This window comes from Roseateles toxinivorans (assembly GCF_004362525.1).
In the GTDB taxonomy this organism is placed as follows: domain Bacteria; phylum Pseudomonadota; class Gammaproteobacteria; order Burkholderiales; family Burkholderiaceae_C; genus Paucibacter; species Paucibacter toxinivorans.
Genome location: NZ_SNXS01000002.1, coordinates 290,785 through 310,300, shown reverse-complemented (window position 1 = coordinate 310,300; position 19,516 = coordinate 290,785). Strand labels below are relative to the sequence as shown.

Here is a 19,516-nt window from a genome sequence, read left to right as displayed (position 1 = left end):
CACGCCATGAAGCTCGACTCCTACTGGACCGATTCGGCGCCGGCCTTCCAGCCGGCCGCGGCAGACCTGCCGGCCAGCGCCGACGTGGTGATCGTCGGCGGCGGCTTCACCGGCCTGTCGGCGGCGCGCAGCCTCGCCAAGCGCGGTGCGCAGGTAGTAGTGCTGGAGGCCTGCGACCGCGTCGCCAAGGAGGCCTCGGGGCGCAATGGCGGCCATGTGAACAACGGCCTGGCGGTGGACTATGCCGCGGCGGCCGACCAGTACGGCGTCGACAAGGCCCGGGCCTGGTACCGCGAGTTCGATGCGGCGGTGGACACCGTCGCCCGGCTGGTGCAGGACGAGCAGATCGACTGCGACTTCCAGCGCAACGGCAAGCTGAAGCTGGCCACCAAGCCGGCGCACTACGAGGCCCTGGCCCGCAGCTGCGAGCGGCTGGCACGCGAGGTCGATCCGGACGTCGAGCTGCTGGATGCGAGCCGCGTGCGCGACGAGGTGGCCAGTGATCGTTTCGTTGGCGGCCTGCTGCAGAAGAAGAGCGCGCAGATGCATATGGGCCGCTTTGCCGCCGGCCTGGGCCAGGCGGCCCAGCGCAGCGGCGCGCAGATCCACCTGAACACACCGGTGCTGAAGCTGCAGCGGCAAGGGCAGGGCCACGAGCACCTGGTGCACACGCCGCGCGGCACGGTGCGCGCCAGGCAGGTGCTGCTGGCCACCGGCGCCAGCCTGCATGGCGGCTACGGCACCTTTGGCTGGCTGCGCCGGCGCATCGTCGGCATCGGCAGCTTCATCGTCGTCACCGAGCCGCTGGGGCCTGAGCGGGCCCAGGCGCTGCTGGCCGGGCGCCGCACCTATGTGACGGTGGCCAATATCCACCACTATTTCCGCATGACACCCGATCACCGGCTGGTGTTCGGCGGCCGTGCGCGCTTTGCGATCTCCAGCCCGACATCGGACCAGAAGAGCGGCGAGATCCTCAAGCGAGGCCTGGCTGAAATCTTTCCGCAACTGGCCGACGTGCGGATCGATTACTGCTGGGGCGGCCTGGTCGATATGAGCCAGGACCGCCTGCCCCATGCCGGCGAGCGCGACGGGCTCTATTACTCGCTGGGCTACAGCGGGCACGGCACGCAGATGTCGGTGCATATGGGCGAGCGCATGGCCGAGACGATGCTGGGCAACGCCGCCGCCAACCCCTGGCGCGACCGGCCCTGGCCCGCCATACCCGGCCACCTCGGCCCGCCCTGGTTTTTGCCCGCGGTAGGGCTTTATTACCGCCTCAAGGACATGGTGTCCTGAGTCGCCAACCGCCACTGTTTGTAGTACATCACTCTGTCCAGGAGAAAAGCATGAACGAGAGCAAGCAACTGCTAGACCTAGTCGGTCCCCAGGAAAGCACCCGCATGATGGATGCGCTGAAACGTGGCGCCACGCGACGCGACATCCTCACCATGCTGATGGCCGGGGGCATGCAGATCGGCCTGGCCGGCGGCCTGGCGGGCACGGCGCTGTCGGCCCATGCGCAGACGCCGAAGCGCGGCGGCAAGATACGCGTGGCCGGCGCCACCGCGGCGATCACCGACACGCTGGACCCGGCCAAGATGTCGAACCAGACCGACTACTCGCGCGGCACCATGCTCTACAACGGCCTGACCTCGCTGGACGGCAGCCTGACGCCGCAGCCCTCGCTGGCCGAGGAGTTCACGACCAAGGACGCCAAGACCTGGATCTTCAAGCTGCGCAAGGGCGTGATGTTCCACGACGGCAAGCCGCTGACGCCGGCCGACGTGGTGTTCTCGATCTCGCGCCACAAGGACGCCGCCACTGCATCGAAGGCCAAGGCGCTGGCCGACCAGATCGACACCGTCAAGGCCAGCGGCGCCAACGAGGTGACGATCACGCTGAGCGCCCCTAACGCCGACCTGCCGGTGATTCTGGGCACCTTCCACTTCCTGATCGTCAAGGACGGCACGACGGACTTCTCGACCGGCATCGGCACCGGGCCCTACAAGCTGAAGGAATTCAAGCCCGGCGTGCGCTCGATCGCGGTGCGCAACGAGGCCTACTGGAGGCCCGGTCGCCCCTATTTGGACGAGATCGAGTTCGTCGGCATCGGCGACGAGGGCGCCCGCGTCAATGCGCTGCTGTCGGGAGACCTGGACCTGGTGGCTTCGGTCAACCCCCGTTCGGTGGACCGCATCAAGGGTGCGGCCGGCTATGCCGTGTTCAGCACCCAGTCGGGCCAGTACTCCGACCTGATCATGCGCCGCGATATGGGCCCTGGCGCCAACCCCGACTTCGTGCTGGCGATGAAGCATCTGTTCGACCGTGAGCAGATGAAGAAGTCGATTGCACTGGGCCATGCCGTGGTCGCCAACGACCAGCCCATCGACCCGACCAACCGCTTCCACTTCGCCGGCCTGCCGCAGCGCCCCTATGACCCCGAGAAGGCCAAGTTCCATCTGAAGAAGGCGAATCTGAGCAGCGCGGCGATCCCGGTGGTGGTCTCGCCGGCCGCGATGTATTCGGTCGAGACGGCGCTGGTGCTGCAGCAGGCGGCCCAGCGCGTCGGCCTGAACCTCGACGTCAAGCGCATGCCGGCTGATGGCTACTGGGCCAACCACTGGCTCAACAGCCCGGTGGGCTTCGGCAACATCAACCCGCGCCCCAGCGCCGACACGCTGCTGACGCTGCTGTTCAAGTCCGATGCGGCCTGGAACGAGTCGCGCTGGAAGAACGACAAGTTCGACCAGTTGCTGATCGGTGCCCGCGCCGAGACCGATCTGGCCAAGCGCAAGCAGATGTATGCCGATATGCAGACCATGATCCACCATGAGGCAGGCATCGGCATCCCGCTGTTCCTGGCCAGCCTGGACGGCCACTCGACCAAGCTCAAGGGCCTGGCGCCGATTCCGCTGGGCGGGCTGATGGGCTATTCCTTCGGCGAGCACGTCTGGCTCGACGCCTGAACGCACATAGGCATAGGCCATCATGAACCTGCTGATACTGCGACTCATCGTCAACCGGCTGGCGATGGCCCTGGTCTCGCTGCTGGTGGTGTCGGCAGTCGTGTTCACGATCACGGCGCTGCTGCCCGGCGATGCGGCGCAGGCCCAGCTGGGCCAGGAGGCCACGGCCGAATCGCTGAAGGCGCTGCGCGAGCAGATGGGCCTGAACGTGCCGGCCTATCAGCGCTACTGGGAGTGGCTGTCGGGCATGGTCAAGGGCAACCCGGGGCTGTCGGTCGTCACGCACATGCCGGTGGCCGACATGATCTCCAGCCGGCTGCCCAACTCGGTCAAGCTGGCGGCCATCACCGCGGCCATTGCCGTGCCGCTGGCGCTGGCGCTGGGCATTGCCTCGGCGATGTGGCGCGGCTCCTGGTTCGACCGCATCGCCAGCTCGGGCGCGGTGGCCGTGGTCTCGGTGCCGGAGTTTCTGGTCGCCACCCTGGCGGTGCTGATCTTCGCGGTGGAGCTGCGCTGGCTGCCGGCGCTGTCGTACAGCAGCAGTGTCGACTCGATCGGCCAGATGCTGCGCGCCTTCGCCATGCCGGTCTTGAGCCTGTGTTGCGTGACGATGGCGCAGATGATGCGCATGACCCGCGCAGCGGTGGTGGACCAGCTGCGCGCGCCCTATATCGAGATGGTCAGGCTCAAGGGCGCCTCGCCGACGCGCATGGTGCTGGCCCATGCGTTGCCCAATGCGATCGGGCCCATCGCCAATGCGGTGGCGCTGTCGATGTCCTATCTGCTGGGCGGCGTGATCATCGTCGAGACCATCTTCAACTACCCCGGCATCGCCAGCCTGATGGTGGACGGGGTCAGCCAGCGCGACATGCCCCTGGTGCAGACCTGCGCGATGCTGTTCTGCGCCGTCTATCTGCTGCTGGTCACCCTGGCCGACATCTGCAGCATCGTCGCCAATCCCCGCCTTCGCCATCGCTGAATCAAGGCATCCATCCATGTCCACCCTGACACCCACCGCAGCCGAGCCCGCACCCCGTGCGCGGCGACGCCTGCCTTCGATGAGCTGGCCCGGCCTGCTCGGCCTGGCCGTGCTGCTGGCCTGGATGCTGGCGGCCCTGATCGGCCCCAGCCTGATGGGCCAGGGCGGCAGCGACATGGGTGCCGGCGATGTGTTCGCCAGCATCAGCGCACAGCACTGGCTGGGCACCGACTACCTGGGCCGCGACATGCTGGCCCGCGTGATCGAGGGCGCCCGCTACACGGTGGGCGTGGCCCTGATCGCCACCCTGGCCGCCAGCAGCACCGGCACCGTGCTGGCCCTGCTGGCAGCCTCCAGCGCACCCTGGCTGGACGGCACCCTCAGCCGCGCCATCGACACGCTGACCTCGATCCCGTCGAAGATGCTGGCCCTGATCATGGTGGCGGCCTTCGGCTCCTCGCTGCCCATGCTGGTCTTGACGGCAGCCATCATCTACGTGCCCGGCGCCTACCGCATCGCGCGGTCGCTGGCCGTCAACATCAACGCGATGGACTATGTGGTCGTGGCCCGCACGCGCGGCGAGGGCCGGCTGTACATCATGCTGCAGGAGATTCTGCCCAACATCATCAACCCGATGCTGGCCGACCTGGGCCTGCGCTTCGTCTACGTCGTGCTGCTCCTGGCCTCGCTGAGCTTTCTGGGCCTGGGCGTGCAGCCGCCGGCGGCCGACTGGGGTTCGCTGGTGCGCGAGAACATCGGCGCCCTGCCCACCGGCGGCGCCGCCATCATCGCCCCGGCCCTGGCCATCGCCAGCCTGACGATCGCGGTGAACCTGCTGATCGACAATCTGCCGGGCCGCGCGGCCCGCGAAGGCGGGGTGCACTGATGGGCGCGCCGGTCACCGTGCGCGGCCTGCGCATCGTCGTCGACAAAGCCAACGGCGGCGGCGAGCAGGCCATCGTCGACAACCTGAACTTCACAATTGCCCCCGGCGAGGTGCTGGCCCTGATCGGCGAGTCCGGCTCGGGCAAGACCACCACCGCCCTGGCCTTGATGGGCTATGCGCGGCACGGCTGCCGCATCGCCGGCGGCAGCGTCACCATCGGCGACACCGATGTGCTGGCGCTGAGCGAGCCGCAGCAGCGCGCGCTGCGCGGCCGCACGGTGGCCTATATCGCGCAGAGCGCCGCCGCCTCGTTCAACCCCTCGCGGACCATCATGGACCAGGTCATCGAGCCCGCGCTGATACACAAGCTGTTGCCGCGCGAGCAGGCCGAGGTCAAGGCCGTCGAGCTGTTCCGCGAACTGGCGCTGCCGGACCCGGACCACATCGGCTCGCGCTACCCCCACCAGGTCTCCGGAGGCCAGCTGCAGCGGCTGATGGCGGCGATGGCGCTGATCAGCGATCCCGATCTGGTGATCTTGGACGAGCCGACCACGGCGCTGGACGTGACGACCCAGATCGAGGTGCTGCGTGCCTTCCGCCGCGTGGTGCGCGAGCGGCGTGCCACCGCCGTCTACGTCAGCCATGACCTGGCCGTCGTGGCCCAGATGGCCGACCACATCCTGGTGCTGCGTGACGGCACGATGCGAGAGATGGGCGCCACCGAGCAGATCATCACCGCTCCGGTCAACGACTACACCCAATGCCTGCTGGCCGCGGCGCGGCCGCGCGAGCGCGAGGGCGGCCAATGCTCGGCCGAGGCCGGCAGCAGCCAGCCGCTGCTGGAGGTGAAGAACCTGTCGGCCGGCTATGGCGCTGTCGACAAGCAGGGCAAGCCGGCCATCCTGATATTGGAAGACATCAACCTGAAGCTCTACCGCGGCCAGGCCATAGGCGTGATCGGCGAGTCGGGCTCGGGCAAGACCACCCTGGCACGCGCCATCGCCGGCCTGATCGCGCCGAGCAAGGGCCAGATGTTGTTCAACGGCAAGGCCCTGCCGCCCACGCTGGCCCAGCGCAGCAAGGACGAGCTGCGCAAGGTGCAGATCGTGTTCCAGATGGCCGACACGGCGCTGAACCCGTCACACAGCATCGAGCGCATCCTGGCCCGACCGCTGCAGTTCTACAAGGGCCTCAGCGGCGCGGCACTGCAGAAGCGCATCGCCGAGCTGCTGGACCTGGTCAAGCTGCCGTCAAGCGCCGCGCAGCGCCTGCCCGGCGGCCTGTCCGGTGGGCAGAAGCAGCGCGTCAACCTGGCCCGCGCGCTGGCTGCCGAGCCCGACTTGATCCTCTGCGACGAGGTCACCTCGGCACTGGACACCGTGGTCGGCGCCGCCGTGCTGGACCTGATCGCCGAGCTGCGCCGCGAGCTGGGCCTGTCCTATCTGTTCATCAGCCACGACCTGCACACCGTCCGCTCCGTCTGCGACGAAATCGTCGTCATGCAGCACGGCCGCAAACTCGCCCAGGTGGCCCGCGCCGACTACGAACGCGGCCCGCACCACCCCTACTACGAGCTGCTGGCCCGCTCGGTGCCGGAGCTGCGGCGAGGGTGGTTGGATGAGCAGGTGGTCGTTCCGGCCTAACTGCTACCGATAGATCGTCTAGGAAGTACTGTCATTTGCCTATACAGAAGCGGCTGAAGATTTCTCCGAGCAAATCATCCGGCGTGAACGCGCCGGTGATTTCGCCCAGGGCGTCATGGGCCAGGCGCAGCTCCTCGGCCAGCAGATCCAGCGCGGGCACCGGCAAGGTGGCCATGTCCTGAGCCAGATCCAGGTGCTCCCGCGTGCGCTGCAGCGCCGAGACATGGCGCTGGCGGGCGATGTAGACGCCTTCGGGCGTGGCGTGCCAGCCGACCTGTTGCAGCAGACGCTGGCGCAGATCGGCGATGCCGGCGCTGGTCTTGGCCGACAGGCTCAGGGCGCCATCGGGCAAGGCAAGACCTGGCACCGCATCGGCCTTGTTGAAGACCTGCAGCACGCGTGAGCCCTGGCCTATGCGCAGGGCGATCGCCTGGTCATCAGCGTCGTAGGCCGCCTCGCCAATGCGCGTCAGGTCGCGCAGGAACAGGATCACGTCGGCGTCGGCGATGGCGTCCCAGCTGCGCGCCACGCCGATGCGCTCGACCTCGTCGTGCGCGTCGCGCAGGCCGGCGGTGTCGATCACATGCAGGGGCACGCCTTCGATCTGTATCGTCTGGCTGACCTTGTCGCGGGTGGTGCCGGGAATGGCGGTGACGATGGCCAGCTCGGCACCGGCCAGCGCGTTGAGCAGCGAGCTCTTGCCCACGTTCGGTTGCCCGGCCAGCACGACCTTGATGCCCTCGCGCAGCAGGGCGCCCTGGCGGGTGCGGTCGAGCACGGCGTCGAGCCGGGACATCAGGCGCGCGAGCTGCCCCAGCGCATCGGCCTGCTGCAGGAAGTCGATCTCTTCCTCGGGGAAGTCCAAGGTCGCCTCGACCAGCATGCGCAGCTTGATCAGCGCGTCGCGCAGCTCACCGACCTCGGCCGACATGGCGCCGCCCAGCGCGCGGCTGGCGCTGCGGGCCGCCGCCTCGGTGCTGGCGTCGATCAGGTCGCTGACGGCCTCGGCCTGGGCCAGGTCCAGCTTGCCGTTCATGAAGGCGCGTTGCGTGAACTCGCCGGGCTCAGCCAGGCGCAGGCCCAGGCCATTGCCGACCTCTAGGCAGCGGGCCAGCAAGAGCTGCAGCACTACCGGGCCACCGTGGGCCTGCAGCTCCAGCACCGTCTCGCCGGTGTAGGAATGCGGGGCCGGGAACAGCAGGGCCAGGCCCTGGTCTATGGCCTGGCCATCGGCGGCCAGAAAGGGCAGGTAGGTGGCTTCCCGGGCCTTCAGCGAGCGGCCGCAGAGGGTGTCCACCAGTGCGGTCAGGTCCTTGCCCGAGGCGCGGACGATGCCGACGGCGCCGCGGCCTGGCGCGGTGGCAATGGCGACGATGGGGTCAAGGTGGCGTGACAGCATGATTTGATTCTCACCGAAGCGGACATGAAAAAACCCCGCGTTCTTTCGATACGCGGGGTTTGGTGCGGGGCAGGGGCAGTGCTACTGCACGCCCAACTGCTTGTTGATCATCCACTGCTGGGCGATCGACAGGATGTTGTTGGTCAGCCAGTACAGCACCAGGCCGGCCGGGAAGACGAAGAACATCACCGAGAACATCAGCGGCATCATCCACATCATCTTGGCCTGCATGGGATCCGGCGGCTTCGGGTTCAGCCAGACCTGGAACAGGCTGCTCAAGGTCATCAGCACCGGCAGGATGAAATACGGGTCTTTGGCCGAGAGGTCGACAATCCAGCCCAGCCAGGGTGCGTGGCGCATCTCGACGCTGGACAGCAGCACCGAGTACAGCGCGATGAAGAAGGGCATCTGCACGAAGATCGGCAGGCAGCCGCCCAGCGGGTTGACCTTCTCCTCGCGGTAGATGCGCATCATCTCCTGCTGCATCTGCTGCGGCTTGTCTTTCAGCCGCTCGCGCATCTCCATCACCTTGGGGTTGACGGACTTCATCTTGGCCATCGAGCGATAGGCGCTGGCGTTGAGCCAGTAGAAGGCGATCTTCAGCAGCACGACCAGGGCGACGATGGCCCAGCCCCAGTTGCCGATCAGCTTGTGCAGCTGGTCCAGCAGCCAGAACAGCGGCTTGGCCAGGATGGTCAGGTAGCCATAGTCGCGCACCAGCTCCAGGCCGGGGGCGATGGCGGCCAGCATGTTTTCTTCGGTCGGGCCGATGAAGAGCTGGTCTTCGGCGACGGCGCTCTTTTCCGGCTCGATCTGGCCCAGCGGGAACACCATGCCGACGGCGTATTGCGCCAGCGTGGTGTTGGGCACCCTGTTGACATGGAAGCCGCGGTCACCGGCCCCGGTGCGCAGCCAGGCGCTGGCGAAGTGATGCTGAACCATCGCCACCCAGCCGTCGTTGGCGCGCTGCTCGTACTCGAGCTTGCCCTTGTCGATGTCGGCGAAGTCGATCTTGTGGAACTTGGTCTTGTCGGTGTACAGCGCCGGGCCGGAGAAGTTGTTGGGCGCCATGAAGATGCCATTGGCGGCCACAAACCCATCACGCACCAGCTGCACATACAGCTGCGGGGCCAGCGGCACGGCCGAGGTGTTGATGACCTCGTGCTTGACGCCGACAACATAGTCGCCGCGCTTGAAGGTATAGGTCTTGACCAGCTTCAGGCCAGCCATCTCGGCGGACTCGAAGCGCACCGACACCGCATCGGCGCCGGCCTTCAGTTCACGCTCACCGGGCACCAGGGTCATGGCGCTGAGGTGGTTGGGCGCGCCGGCCACGCCGGTCAGGCCGGTTTCGGCCTTGTAGATGTGCTGGGCCGAGGCATCGAGCACGACGACATGGCCGCTGGGGTGGGTCTCGTCGATGTGCTTGAGCAGCTCGACGCGGACCAGGCTGCCGCCCAGCGAGTCCAGCGTGGCCTTGACCACATCGGTGCTGATGGTGACCTTCTCGGCCGCCACCGGTGCACTGGCCGGCATGCCGGGCACGGCGGCCAGGGCCGCAGCACCTGAGGCTGGCAGAGCGCCAGGCAGTGCCGCGGCAGCACCCGGCGCCGAGCCGGCCGCTGCCACCTTGGCCGGGGTCGGGCCAAACATCGACGGTTGCCCGTTGTGCTTGTTCCACGCGTCCCACAGCAGGACGAGCGACATCGTGAACACCACCCACATCAGGGTGCGGCGCATATCGGTCATGGGGAAGATTTCGAAGAAGGGGTTCGGGAAGGCGTCGGCCCGCAGCCCAAGCGGCTGAACAGGGCAGGCGGATTGTCGGGCACGGGATCATGCCCACCGGCGCAAAATGGGTGGCAACGCAAAATTCTTCTGGCGGTCAGATAGCTACCAGCGGCCGCACCATGCTGCTGCAATGCGTCCAGCGCATAGGCCGAGCAGGTCGGGTAGAACCGGCAGCTCGAGCCCAGCCAGGGGCTCAGCAGCAGGCGGTAGCCACGCACCACGCCCATCAACAGGCGCTGGGCGATCGAGGGCGAGGCATTCATGGCCAGCAGAAGCAGGTCAGCGGCGCGGGGCAGCGCCGAGCACACGCGTCATCAGCAGCGCCAGCTCTTCGCGGGCGGCCAGATGCAGGGCCTCGGACGCGGCGCTCTTGAACTGCTTGCGGTCGAACGGCGCGCGCAGACGCACCACCCACAGGCCTGCGGGCAGCAGCGCTTCCTGCCCGGCAAAGGCAGCATGGATGTGCCGCTTCAGCAGCGAGCGGGTGACCGAGCGTTTGGCATGCCGTTTGGGCACGACCGTGCCCAGCCAGGCTCCACTCGGAGCGGCCGGGACGATGGTTTTTGCCATGGCAGGAGAGGAGTCATCCACAGCCACCGCCTGCGGGTCACCGGCACCTGTTGATAACTCAACAGTGGGCGAGCACTTCGCGGGCTTTTTCGGTGTTGTGGGATTCGCGGCCAGATGATGGACCACGAAATGACTGCTGCGCGCTCGGCTGGGAGCACCCAGCACACGCTCAAAGTCGGCCGATCGCACGATGCGGCCGATCATTTGACGCGGGTTCCGACTCAGACGGCCAGACGCTTGCGGCCCTTGGCGCGGCGGGCATTGATGACCGCGCGGCCACCGCGGGTCTTCATGCGGACCAGGAAGCCATGGGTGCGGGCGCGGCGGACTTTGGAAGCTTGGTAGGTGCGTTTCATGATGGTTCCTCTATGGAGCCTGTCTAAAACCCGAGAAACAGTGATTAGCTTGTCGGGGTGCGGGTGGCCGGACAGAACACCTGTCTTCAGCGCCGCTGGGGTCTTGCTTGGGTATCGACTCTTTGCCCAGGCGCTATGCAAGCGTCCGGGAAACCGAGCATTACACCAAAAACCTCCTTATCCGTCAATGACTTACACCACAGACCAAGGCTTTGCGGGGGATTGACCCCTGGCATAAATCTGTGGATAACTTACGTACAAGTCCCGCGGCAACGTACAATCCAGCCGCTCTGAGAACAAGTTTTCCACAATGAGCGTAGATCTCTGGCAACGTGGCTGCGAACGGCTCGCCACCGAATTGCCCGAACAACAATTCAACACCTGGATCCGTCCTTTGCCCCCCGCAGAGGTGTCGGATGCCGGCGGCGACGGCGCTGTCGTGTCGCTGCGCGTGCCCAACCGTTTCAAGCTGGACTGGATACGCAGCCAGTACGCCGGCCGCATCGAGGCCATCCTGACCGAACTGGCCGGCAAGCCGGTGCGGCTGGAGCTGGCACTCGCCCCGCGCGATACCCTGGCCCACACGCCCAGCGCAGGCAGTTCGGGCAGCGCCATCATCCTGCCGGGCCAGCCGGTACAGGCCGGCCAGGTGCTGCAAAACGGCATGAGAGCCTCGACTTCGCCGCAGATCAGCAGCCCGGCACCCAACGTGGCGCCGCCCCCGGTGTCACGCCACCGCCTGAACACCGCCTTGACCTTCGACACCCTGGTGCCGGGCCGCGCCAACCAGATGGCGCGCACCGCCGCGCTGCACGTGGCCGGTGCGCCGGGCGTGATGTACAACCCGCTGTTCATCTATGGCGGCGTCGGCCTCGGCAAGACCCATCTGATACACGCCGTGGGCAACGCGCTGCTGCGCGACAAGCCCGACGCCCGCGTGCTCTACCTGCACGCCGAGCAGTTCATCAGCGATGTGGTGAAGAACTACCAGCGCAAGACCTTCGATGAGCTGAAGGCCAAGTACCACTCGCTGGACCTGCTGCTGATCGATGACGTGCAGTTCTTCGCCGGTAAGGACCGCACGCAGGAGGAGTTCTTCAACGCCTTCGAAGCGCTGCTGGCCAAGAAGGCCCACATCATCATGACCAGCGACACCTATCCGAAGGGATTGGTGGACATCGACGAGCGCCTGACCAGCCGCTTCGACGCCGGCCTGACAGTGGCCATCGAGCCGCCCGAGCTGGAAATGCGCGTGGCCATCCTGATACGCAAGTCGGACGCCGAGGGCACGGCCATGCCCGAGGACGTGGCCTTCTTCATCGCCAAGAACGTGCGCGCCAATGTGCGCGAGCTCGAGGGCGCGCTGCGCAAGGTGCTGGCCTACAGCCGCTTCAGCCACAAGGAAATCAATATCGCGCTGGCCCGCGAGGCGCTGAAGGACCTGCTGTCGATACAGAACCGGCAGATCTCGGTGGAGAACATCCAGAAGACCGTGGCCGACTTCTACAAGATCAAGGTCGCCGACATGTACAGCAAGAAGCGCCCGGCCAGCATTGCCCGCCCGCGCCAGATTGCCATGTACCTGGCCAAGGAGCTGACGCAGAAGAGCCTGCCCGAGATCGGCGAGCTGTTCGGAGGCCGCGACCACACAACCGTCTTGCACGCCGTGCGCAAGATCGGCGGCGAGCGCAGCAAGAACACCGAGCTCAATCAGCAGCTCCACGTGCTGGAGCAAACCCTCAAGGGTTGAGTTTCCCGCCTGGGGCATTCCTGGGCCGCTGTCAAAGCACAAACCTGTGGACAGGTTTTGAATAACTGATCACTTATCCACAGGCGACCGGCCAATCCCAGAGTTGTTGTATGTCGGGAGCTAGCTTGAACAGGGCATCGCCCACATGGTTTGAAGCGCTGCAAGTGCTTGTCATCATTTAGGTTTCTGACCTTGTCCACATAAAGCAGCGCCCTCTACTATTACGACTACCTTTTAATCTTCAACTCTGTATTGATGGTAAGTCGGGCAAAAAAATTCACGCCTTTTGAATTTGCCTGAAATTGAAGCAGGGCCAAACAACAGAACAGTTCCAAACCCGTCAAGGCACAAGGCTGTGGACAAATATTGAACAACTGGAGGCTTATCCACAGGCCAAGACCGGAATCTCAAGTTGTTGTCTGTGGGGCAGACTTCAATCAGGTGCACCGCCCACATGGTTTGAAGCCGGCTAAGTGCTTGCGGCCGTAGGCAATAAGGTACTTGTCCACAGACAGAGTCCTGCTCTACCAATACGACTACCTTCTAAAACCCAATTCAAGAAGTCATAGAGGACAAGTCAAAAATCGGCTGTTGCACCCGCCCACGGGCCTGAGCAAACGCTTGTGGCAGCAATGCCTCACAACAGGCGACAATACGGGGTGCCGCTGGCGACGGATCGGCTGACCGGATCAAGAACCGACCCCTTGGTTTTCAGGGGAACGGGGCTGGCCCCGAGTGAGCGAAAATGCGCTGTTGCGCCGGAGCGGCCGATGACAAAGCGATGGCAAGGACGCTCGAAAGAGAACAATTCATTGACGATGAGGTTGACGACATGATCGTGTTGAAAGCAGCGCAGGACAAAGTGCTGGGTGCCTTGCAAGCGGTGGCTGGCATTGTTGAGCGCCGCCACACCTTGCCCATCCTCGCCAATGTGCTGATACGCAAGACCGGTTCGCAGCTCGAATTCACCACCAGCGACCTGGAAATCCAGGTGCGCACCAGCGCCGAGTTCGATGGCGATGCCGGCAACTTCTCGACCACCGTCGGTGCGCGCAAGCTGATCGACATCCTACGGTCCATGCCCGCCGACCAGGTGGTATCGCTGTCCGCCGCGGCCAGCAAGCTGACGCTGCAGGGCGGCAAGAGCCGCTTCACCTTGCAGAGCCTGCCGGCCGACGACTTCCCGCTGGTGCAAGAGACGGCCGACTTCGGCCCCTCGTTCAGCGTGCCGCAGAAGACCTTGAAGGCCCTGATCAACCAGGTGCACTTCGCGATGGCGGTGCATGACATCCGCTACTACCTGAACGGCATTCTGTTCGTCGCCGAAGGCAAGAGCCTGACGCTCGTCGCCACCGACGGCCACCGCCTCGCCCTGGCCCAGGCCACGCTCGAGGAAGACATGCCCAAGCAGGAAGTCATCCTGCCGCGCAAGACGGTGCTGGAGCTGATGCGCCTGCTGAAGGACGAGAAAGACGGTGCCGACGCCCCGATCGAGATGCGCTTTGCCGGCAACCAGGCCAAGTTCTCGTTCAGCGGCATGGAGTTCGTCACCAAGCTGGTCGAGGGCAAGTTCCCCGACTACAACCGCGTCATCCCCAAGAACCACAAGCACCATGTGATCCTGGGCCGCACGACGCTGCTGTCCAGCCTGCAGCGTGCCGCCATCCTGACCAGCGAAAAGTTCAAGGCCGTGCGCCTGAGCTTCGAACCGGGCGTGTTGCGCATCGCTTCGAGCAATGCCGAGCAGGAAGAGGCCAAGGAAGAGATCGAGATCGATTACGACGCCGAGCTGATCGAGATCGGCTTCAACGTCACCTATCTGATGGACGCCTTGTCGAACAACAGCCATGACATGGTGCGCATCGAGTTGCATGACTCGAACTCCAGCGCACTGTTCACCGTGCCCGAAATGCCGGGCTTCAAATACGTCGTGATGCCGATGCGCATTTAGTGCGCTCTGATTTGCAGTGATTGACTTCAGCGGGCCGCGTGCCCGCTTCAGCGTTTTTAAAGGGGGTGTCAAAACCTGGCACCCCGGCGCGAAATTCGCGAGATACCAGTGAGTAATGCCCGATGAGTGAACCGACCAGCCCCATCCCCAACCCCGAAAACAATGCCGGCGTGGAAAACGGCGTCAGCGTGACCCAGGGCAACCAGGCGATGCAGCCCATCTCCACCGGCTCGGAAGCATCCGAGGCCTATGGCGAAGGCAGCATCCAGATCCTGGAAGGGCTGGAGGCGGTGCGCAAGCGCCCGGGCATGTACATCGGCGACACGTCGGACGGTACCGGCCTGCACCACCTGGTGTTCGAGGTGGTGGACAACTCGATCGACGAGGCCCTGGCCGGCCACTGTGACGACATCATTGTCACCATCCACAGTGACAACTCGATCTCCGTGATCGACAACGGCCGCGGCATTCCCACCGGCGTGAAGATGGACGACAAGCATGAGCCCAAGCGCTCGGCGGCCGAGATTGCACTGACCGAGTTGCATGCCGGCGGCAAGTTCAACCAGAACAGCTACAAGGTCTCGGGTGGCCTGCACGGCGTGGGTGTGAGCTGCGTCAACGCGCTGTCGAAGTTTCTGCGCCTGACCATACGCCGCGAGGGCAAGGTCCACCAGATGGAGTTCCGCCAGGGCTTCCCGCAGGACCGCCTGATCGAGGTGCGCGACGGCTTCGAGACCAGCCCGTTGCGTATCACCGGCGACACCGAGAAGCGCGGCACCGAGGTGCACTTCCTGCCCGACGAAACCATCTTCACCAATATCGACTTCCACTACGACGTGCTGGCCAAGCGCCTGCGCGAGCTGAGCTTCCTGAACAACGGCGTGAAGATCCGCCTGGTCGACGAGCGCAACGGCAAGGAAGACAACTTCGCCTATGCCGGTGGCGTGAAGGGCTTTGTCGAGTTCATCAACAAGGGCAAGTCGATACTGAACCCGAACATCTTCCACGCCGCGGGCGAGAAGGTCAGTGAGCAGAACACCAACATCAGCGTCGAAGTGGCGATGCAGTGGAACGACGGCTACAACGAGTCGGTGCTCTGCTTCACCAACAATATCCCGCAGCGTGACGGCGGCACCCACCTGACCGGCCTGCGCGCCGCCATGACCCGGGTGCTGAACAAGTACATCACCGACAACGAGCTGGCCAAGAAGGCCAAGGTCGAGGTCGCCGGCGACGATATGCGCGAAGGCCTGGCCTGCGTGGTCAGCGTCAAGGTGCCCGAGCCCAAGTTCAGCAGCCAGACCAAGGACAAGCTGGTGTCGAGCGAGGTGCGTGCCCCGGTGGAAGACATCGTCAGCCGCTTGCTGACCGACTTCCTGCTCGAGAACCCGATCGACGCCAAGATCATCTGCGGCAAGATCCTCGACGCCGCCCGTGCCCGCGAAGCCGCCCGCAAGGCTAGAGAGATGACGCGCCGCAAGGGCGTGCTCGACGGCCTGGGCCTGCCCGGCAAGCTGGCCGACTGCCAGGAGAAAGACCCGGCGCTGTGCGAGATCTACATCGTCGAGGGAGACTCCGCCGGCGGCTCCGCCAAGCAGGGCCGCGATCGCAAGTTCCAGGCCATCCTGCCGCTGCGCGGCAAGATCCTGAACGTCGAACGCGCGCGCTACGAGAAGCTCTTGACCAGCAATGAAATCCTCACGCTCATCACGGCGTTAGGTACCGGCATCGGCCGCGGCGCCGGGGGTGATGACTTCAACCCGGACAAGCTGCGCTACCACCGCATCATCATCATGACCGACGCGGACGTTGACGGCGCCCACATCCGCACGCTGCTCTTGACCTTCTTCTATCGCCAGATGCCCGAGCTGGTGGAGCGCGGCCATATCTACATCGCCCAGCCGCCGCTGTACAAGGTCAAGCTCGGCAAGGAAGAGCAGTACCTGAAGGACGGCCATGAGCTCGACGCCTATCTGCTGCGCGTGGCGCTGAAGGACGCGCAGCTGATCACCGGCATCGGCAGCGATGTGCTGCAGGGCGATGCGCTGGAAACCTTGGCACGCCAGTACGTGATGGCCGAGAACGTCATCAAGCGCCTGAGCAACTGGATGGACTTCGAGGCGCTGCGCGTGCTGGCCACCGGCCTGGAGCTGAACCTCGACACCAAGGAACAGGCCGAAGTCTCGGCCCTGGCCATGGTTGGTGCGTTGCACCAGGCCGAGGTCACCGCCGAGTTCGACGCCCGCACCGACAAGCATTACCTGCGCATCAGCCGCAAGCAGCACGGCAACACCAAGAGCAGCGTCATCACCGCCGACTTCGTGCACGGCGCCGACTACGAGGTGCTGTCCAGCGCCGGCAAGACCTTCAAGGGCCTGTTGGGCGCCGACGCCACCATCCGCAAGGGCGACGGCGAGAAGGCCAAGGAAGCCAAGGTCAATGACTTCCGCGCCGCCATGGACTGGCTGATGGCCGTGGCCGAAAACTCGGTCGGCCGCCAGCGCTACAAGGGACTGGGCGAAATGAACCCCAGCCAGCTCTGGGAAACCACGATGGACCCGACCGTGCGCCGCCTGCTGCGCGTGCAGATCGACGACGCCATCGAAGCCGACCGCGTGTTCACCATGCTGATGGGCGACGAAGTCGAGCCGCGCCGGAACTTCATTGAGCAGAATGCGCTGAGGGCGGCGAATATTGACGTTTGATCTTCTTGGCGACCTCATAAGCTGAGAAAGTGAGCCCCATAAGTTGAGAAACTTATTGGGCGTTCTCCAAGAATCAACCCTGACTATCGACTCCAGGTCTGCCCAGAGTGGTGAGGTTTGGGCCCCTTGCATGCGCTGTCCCGACCTCGCGAGCGGCTTGAGCGCGCTCGTCGAAGGGCAGCGCCGACTCCTCGCACTGCGCCAGTTCAATCGCGTGCTCGGCATCGAACGCCTCACGCCTGGACCAACGAAGCGCGAGCTGCTTTTGAGGGGGCACCTCGCTATGCCACCGCCCGCTCTCTAATTTCTGCAAGAACCTCTCTACCAATCGAGTGACCCTGGCGGGCGGAAACAAGGCTAGCGGCCCCTGCGCATTCAGGTCAGTAAACGGAGACTGGAACAGTCGGTCTGACTCCATCACCCCAGTCTGGGTGAGTTCCTGGACGATGAGGTTGACGAACTCAATCTGATTTGCGGTGGCGGCAGTGCTGTTGATGAAATCGCCGAAAGCCTGCGTCGCGGCCTCACGGTCCAGTCCGACCAGCGAGCGGATGAAGAGGCCAAGGCCCTGGCTCTTGGCTTCAAGGATGAGAGGCTCCGTCCCTCCGGCCTCAACACTGGGGCGGAGCTGGTTGGTGACCGAGGAGTCAGGCCGGTTCAACAGAACGCAGAACGGCCTTCAAATGGGCGCCGTTTCGCGAGTCACGCCAATGACATACCGCTTCACCATGAGGCAGCAAAACTCTGCAATCCGCTTCATTTTTATGAAGCATAAATGCCTAATTTGCTTCATTATAAAAAAGCTGAATGGCGATTTATGATTCACTATAGGCTATCATCATTACTATGAAAATCAGCCTATAAGCTAGCAATGTCGCCTGAACTAAACCAACTCCGACTTGAGCAGTTGCAAGCCACTCTGTCCAGCTATGCGGACTTGGTGAAGCGGCAGGCCCCGCCTCGTGGGTGGTTGAAGCTCATCCGGGAAGCCTTGGGGCGCACAGAGCGCCAGCAGGCTCAGCGACTGGGCATCACGGGTTCGACGCTGCACAAGTCCGAACAGTCCGAAGCGGATGACCGCATCACACTCGGGCAGTTGCGCAAGCTCGCCGACGGGCTGGACTGCGAACTGGTCTACGCCCTGGTTCCCCGGCGCCCGCTCACGGACGTGATCCAGGAACGCGCCCGCGCGATCGCCATGGAAGAAGTCGGGGGCGTGGCCCACACCATGAGCCTGGAAGAGCAGCGCCCGGGCGCCGAACGGCTACGCAAGCAGGTGGAGCGCAGGACCGAAGAACTACTTCGCGGCCGCTGGTCAGACCTATGGCGATAGCCCTCGAGGAGCATGAGGGCCAGACGCCACTGGACCCCGACGAGAAGGCGGGGCTCATCCCCGAACACTTGACCACGCAAGGAGAATTGAACGACTGGGAGCAGGAGAACATCCTGCGTGCCGTGCGCTGGCTGAAAAGGGTGCGCTCGCCGGACGTGCTCAGCGAGGGGTTCTGTCGAGAGTTGCATAAGCAGATGTTCGGCAAGACCTGGGCATGGGCGGGCACGTTTCGCAAGTCGGACAAGAACATCGGCTGCGACTGGACGCAGGTGGCGGTACGGCTCAAGAACCTGTTCGATAACACCCGATGGTGGATCGACAACTCCACATTCCCGCTTGATGAAATCGGCGCGCGCTTTCATCGCGACCTGGTCTGGATTCATCCGTTTCCCAACGGCAACGGGAGGCATGCCCGCATGATGACCGACGCACTGGTTCGCAGCCTGGGCCAACCGGCGTTTTCCTGGGGCAGTGGCGGCAACCTGGTCGCGGCAAATGATGTGCGTGCGAGGTACTTGGCGGCCCTGCGCTCCGCGGACCAGGGCGACTATCAGCTGCTGTTGGCGTTCGTCCGCAGTTGAACAGCCCCTGGCCGAAGACAAGACTCCCCCACAGCTCAGGCTGCCTGCGTGCATGCCATGGGGGCTGCTCGATCCGCGGCTGCTGGATTTGGCGAAGAACTTCGAGGGCAATGCCGATCACGCGGTGCTGACCGGCTTTCGACGACTGGAGGATCTGGTTCGCGCCAAGCTGGACAGGGATGCCCCCGAGGGAAGGGCCATTGCTACAGCCTTTAGCTTTAGCGGGGATCGTTCTCAACTGCACTGGGAGGGACTGAGTGCCGGAGAGCACGCCGGCCGGGCGCAACTGTTCACAGGAGCCTATGGCGCCTTTCGCAATCCCCGGGCTCACAAGGAATTGGACACGTCAGGTCATGAATTGCTCCAGCAGTTTTTGCTCCTGAACCTGCTGTATCCGCTAGAAGTTGCGGCAGTTCGGCGGCCACCAGGAGACGACGACCAAGCTCTTGGAAGCAACGACAAGGCGCAAGGAAAGCCACGGTGACATCGATATTCGCAGGAGCGTGCCCACGCCGACCAGCAAATATCCGTAGGATGGTCAAGCCCCGGCCGCAGCTCGAACCCGTATATGCTTGACACTCACCATATCCGCAGGGAGAACTGCCC

General features: G+C 64.6%; 17 protein-coding genes. 11 read left to right on the top strand and 6 right to left on the bottom strand.

All coding sequences use genetic code 11. The features are described 5' to 3' along the window. Positions 1–6 precede the first annotated feature (6 nt). Genes DES47_RS07100 through DES47_RS07080 form a run of 5 tightly spaced genes read left to right on the top strand, consistent with a single transcriptional unit; the run spans position 7 to position 6,474 of the window. Entirely contained in the window at positions 7–1,296 is a 1,290-nt protein-coding gene (locus DES47_RS07100; RefSeq protein ID WP_133699985.1) for an NAD(P)/FAD-dependent oxidoreductase, read from the top strand. Between the two features lie 50 nt (positions 1,297–1,346). Beyond that, the gene (locus DES47_RS07095; RefSeq protein WP_133699984.1) at positions 1,347–2,966 is read left to right on the top strand and encodes an ABC transporter substrate-binding protein; all 1,620 of its coding nucleotides are present in this window, start codon (positions 1,347–1,349) and stop codon (positions 2,964–2,966) included. Positions 2,967–2,988: 22 nt separating this feature from the next. After that, positions 2,989–3,945: an ABC transporter permease gene (locus DES47_RS07090; protein WP_133699983.1), complete on the top strand. Its 957-nt coding sequence runs from the start codon at positions 2,989–2,991 to the stop codon at positions 3,943–3,945. Positions 3,946–3,961: 16 nt separating this feature from the next. Further along, a complete protein-coding gene (locus tag DES47_RS07085) occupies positions 3,962–4,831 on the top strand; it encodes an ABC transporter permease (RefSeq protein ID WP_133699982.1) in 870 nt (289 codons plus the stop codon). Continuing rightward, positions 4,831–6,474 (top strand): ABC transporter ATP-binding protein, encoded by a 1,644-nt coding sequence (locus tag DES47_RS07080; RefSeq protein WP_133699981.1) that lies wholly within the window; start codon positions 4,831–4,833, stop codon positions 6,472–6,474. The genes DES47_RS07085 and DES47_RS07080 overlap by 1 nt, the downstream gene beginning before the upstream one ends. A 31-nt stretch (positions 6,475–6,505) precedes the next feature. Here DES47_RS07080 and mnmE read toward each other — a convergent pair whose 3' ends face one another. The 5 genes from mnmE to rpmH form a co-directional block, all read right to left on the bottom strand. Then, positions 6,506–7,873, bottom strand: a complete 1,368-nt coding sequence (gene mnmE / locus DES47_RS07075; RefSeq protein ID WP_133699980.1) for a tRNA uridine-5-carboxymethylaminomethyl(34) synthesis GTPase MnmE — start codon at positions 7,871–7,873, stop codon at positions 6,506–6,508. A gap of 81 nt (positions 7,874–7,954) precedes the next feature. Then, positions 7,955–9,622 carry a membrane protein insertase YidC gene (gene yidC / locus DES47_RS07070; protein ID WP_133699979.1) on the bottom strand — a complete coding sequence of 556 codons (1,668 nt, stop codon included), beginning with the start codon at positions 9,620–9,622 and terminating at the stop codon, positions 7,955–7,957. Next, the gene (yidD, locus tag DES47_RS07065; protein ID WP_208114963.1) at positions 9,619–9,909 is read right to left on the bottom strand and encodes a membrane protein insertion efficiency factor YidD; all 291 of its coding nucleotides are present in this window, start codon (positions 9,907–9,909) and stop codon (positions 9,619–9,621) included. The genes yidC and yidD overlap by 4 nt, the downstream gene beginning before the upstream one ends. 34 nt (positions 9,910–9,943) lie before the next feature. Next, entirely contained in the window at positions 9,944–10,438 is a 495-nt protein-coding gene (locus DES47_RS07060; protein WP_133699977.1) for a ribonuclease P protein component, read from the bottom strand. A gap of 17 nt (positions 10,439–10,455) precedes the next feature. Next, complete coding sequence (gene rpmH / locus DES47_RS07055) at positions 10,456–10,590, bottom strand: 50S ribosomal protein L34 (RefSeq protein ID WP_007834827.1); 135 nt, start codon at positions 10,588–10,590, stop codon at positions 10,456–10,458. A 310-nt stretch (positions 10,591–10,900) separates the two neighbouring features. Between rpmH and dnaA the strand changes: the two genes are divergently transcribed. The 3 genes from dnaA to gyrB all read left to right on the top strand — a co-directional run bounded on the left by dnaA (position 10,901) and on the right by gyrB (position 16,996). Continuing rightward, complete coding sequence (gene dnaA / locus DES47_RS07050; protein ID WP_133699976.1) at positions 10,901–12,340, top strand: chromosomal replication initiator protein DnaA; 1,440 nt, start codon at positions 10,901–10,903, stop codon at positions 12,338–12,340. 832 nt (positions 12,341–13,172) lie between these two features. Further along, positions 13,173–14,291: a DNA polymerase III subunit beta gene (dnaN, locus tag DES47_RS07045; protein ID WP_133699975.1), complete on the top strand. Its 1,119-nt coding sequence runs from the start codon at positions 13,173–13,175 to the stop codon at positions 14,289–14,291. Positions 14,292–14,500: 209 nt separating this feature from the next. Next, complete coding sequence (gene gyrB, locus DES47_RS07040; protein ID WP_133700770.1) at positions 14,501–16,996, top strand: DNA topoisomerase (ATP-hydrolyzing) subunit B; 2,496 nt, start codon at positions 14,501–14,503, stop codon at positions 16,994–16,996. Between the two features lie 73 nt (positions 16,997–17,069). Here gyrB and DES47_RS29200 read toward each other — a convergent pair whose 3' ends face one another. Then, entirely contained in the window at positions 17,070–17,657 is a 588-nt protein-coding gene (locus tag DES47_RS29200; protein WP_243748201.1) for a type I restriction-modification enzyme R subunit C-terminal domain-containing protein, read from the bottom strand. 210 nt (positions 17,658–17,867) lie between these two features. On the opposite strand from DES47_RS29200, the gene DES47_RS07030 reads away from it, so the two are divergent. From DES47_RS07030 to DES47_RS07020, 3 genes are read left to right on the top strand one after another with little or no spacing between them, the layout of a single operon-like run. Continuing rightward, positions 17,868–18,329 carry a mobile mystery protein A gene (locus DES47_RS07030; protein WP_133699974.1) on the top strand — a complete coding sequence of 154 codons (462 nt, stop codon included), beginning with the start codon at positions 17,868–17,870 and terminating at the stop codon, positions 18,327–18,329. Continuing rightward, positions 18,320–18,910, top strand: coding sequence for a mobile mystery protein B (locus tag DES47_RS07025; RefSeq protein WP_133699973.1), 591 nt, complete (start codon positions 18,320–18,322; stop codon positions 18,908–18,910). The genes DES47_RS07030 and DES47_RS07025 overlap by 10 nt, the downstream gene beginning before the upstream one ends. Positions 18,911–18,962: 52 nt before the next feature. Then, positions 18,963–19,394 carry a TIGR02391 family protein gene (locus DES47_RS07020; RefSeq protein WP_166651889.1) on the top strand — a complete coding sequence of 144 codons (432 nt, stop codon included), beginning with the start codon at positions 18,963–18,965 and terminating at the stop codon, positions 19,392–19,394. Positions 19,395–19,516 lie beyond the last annotated feature (122 nt).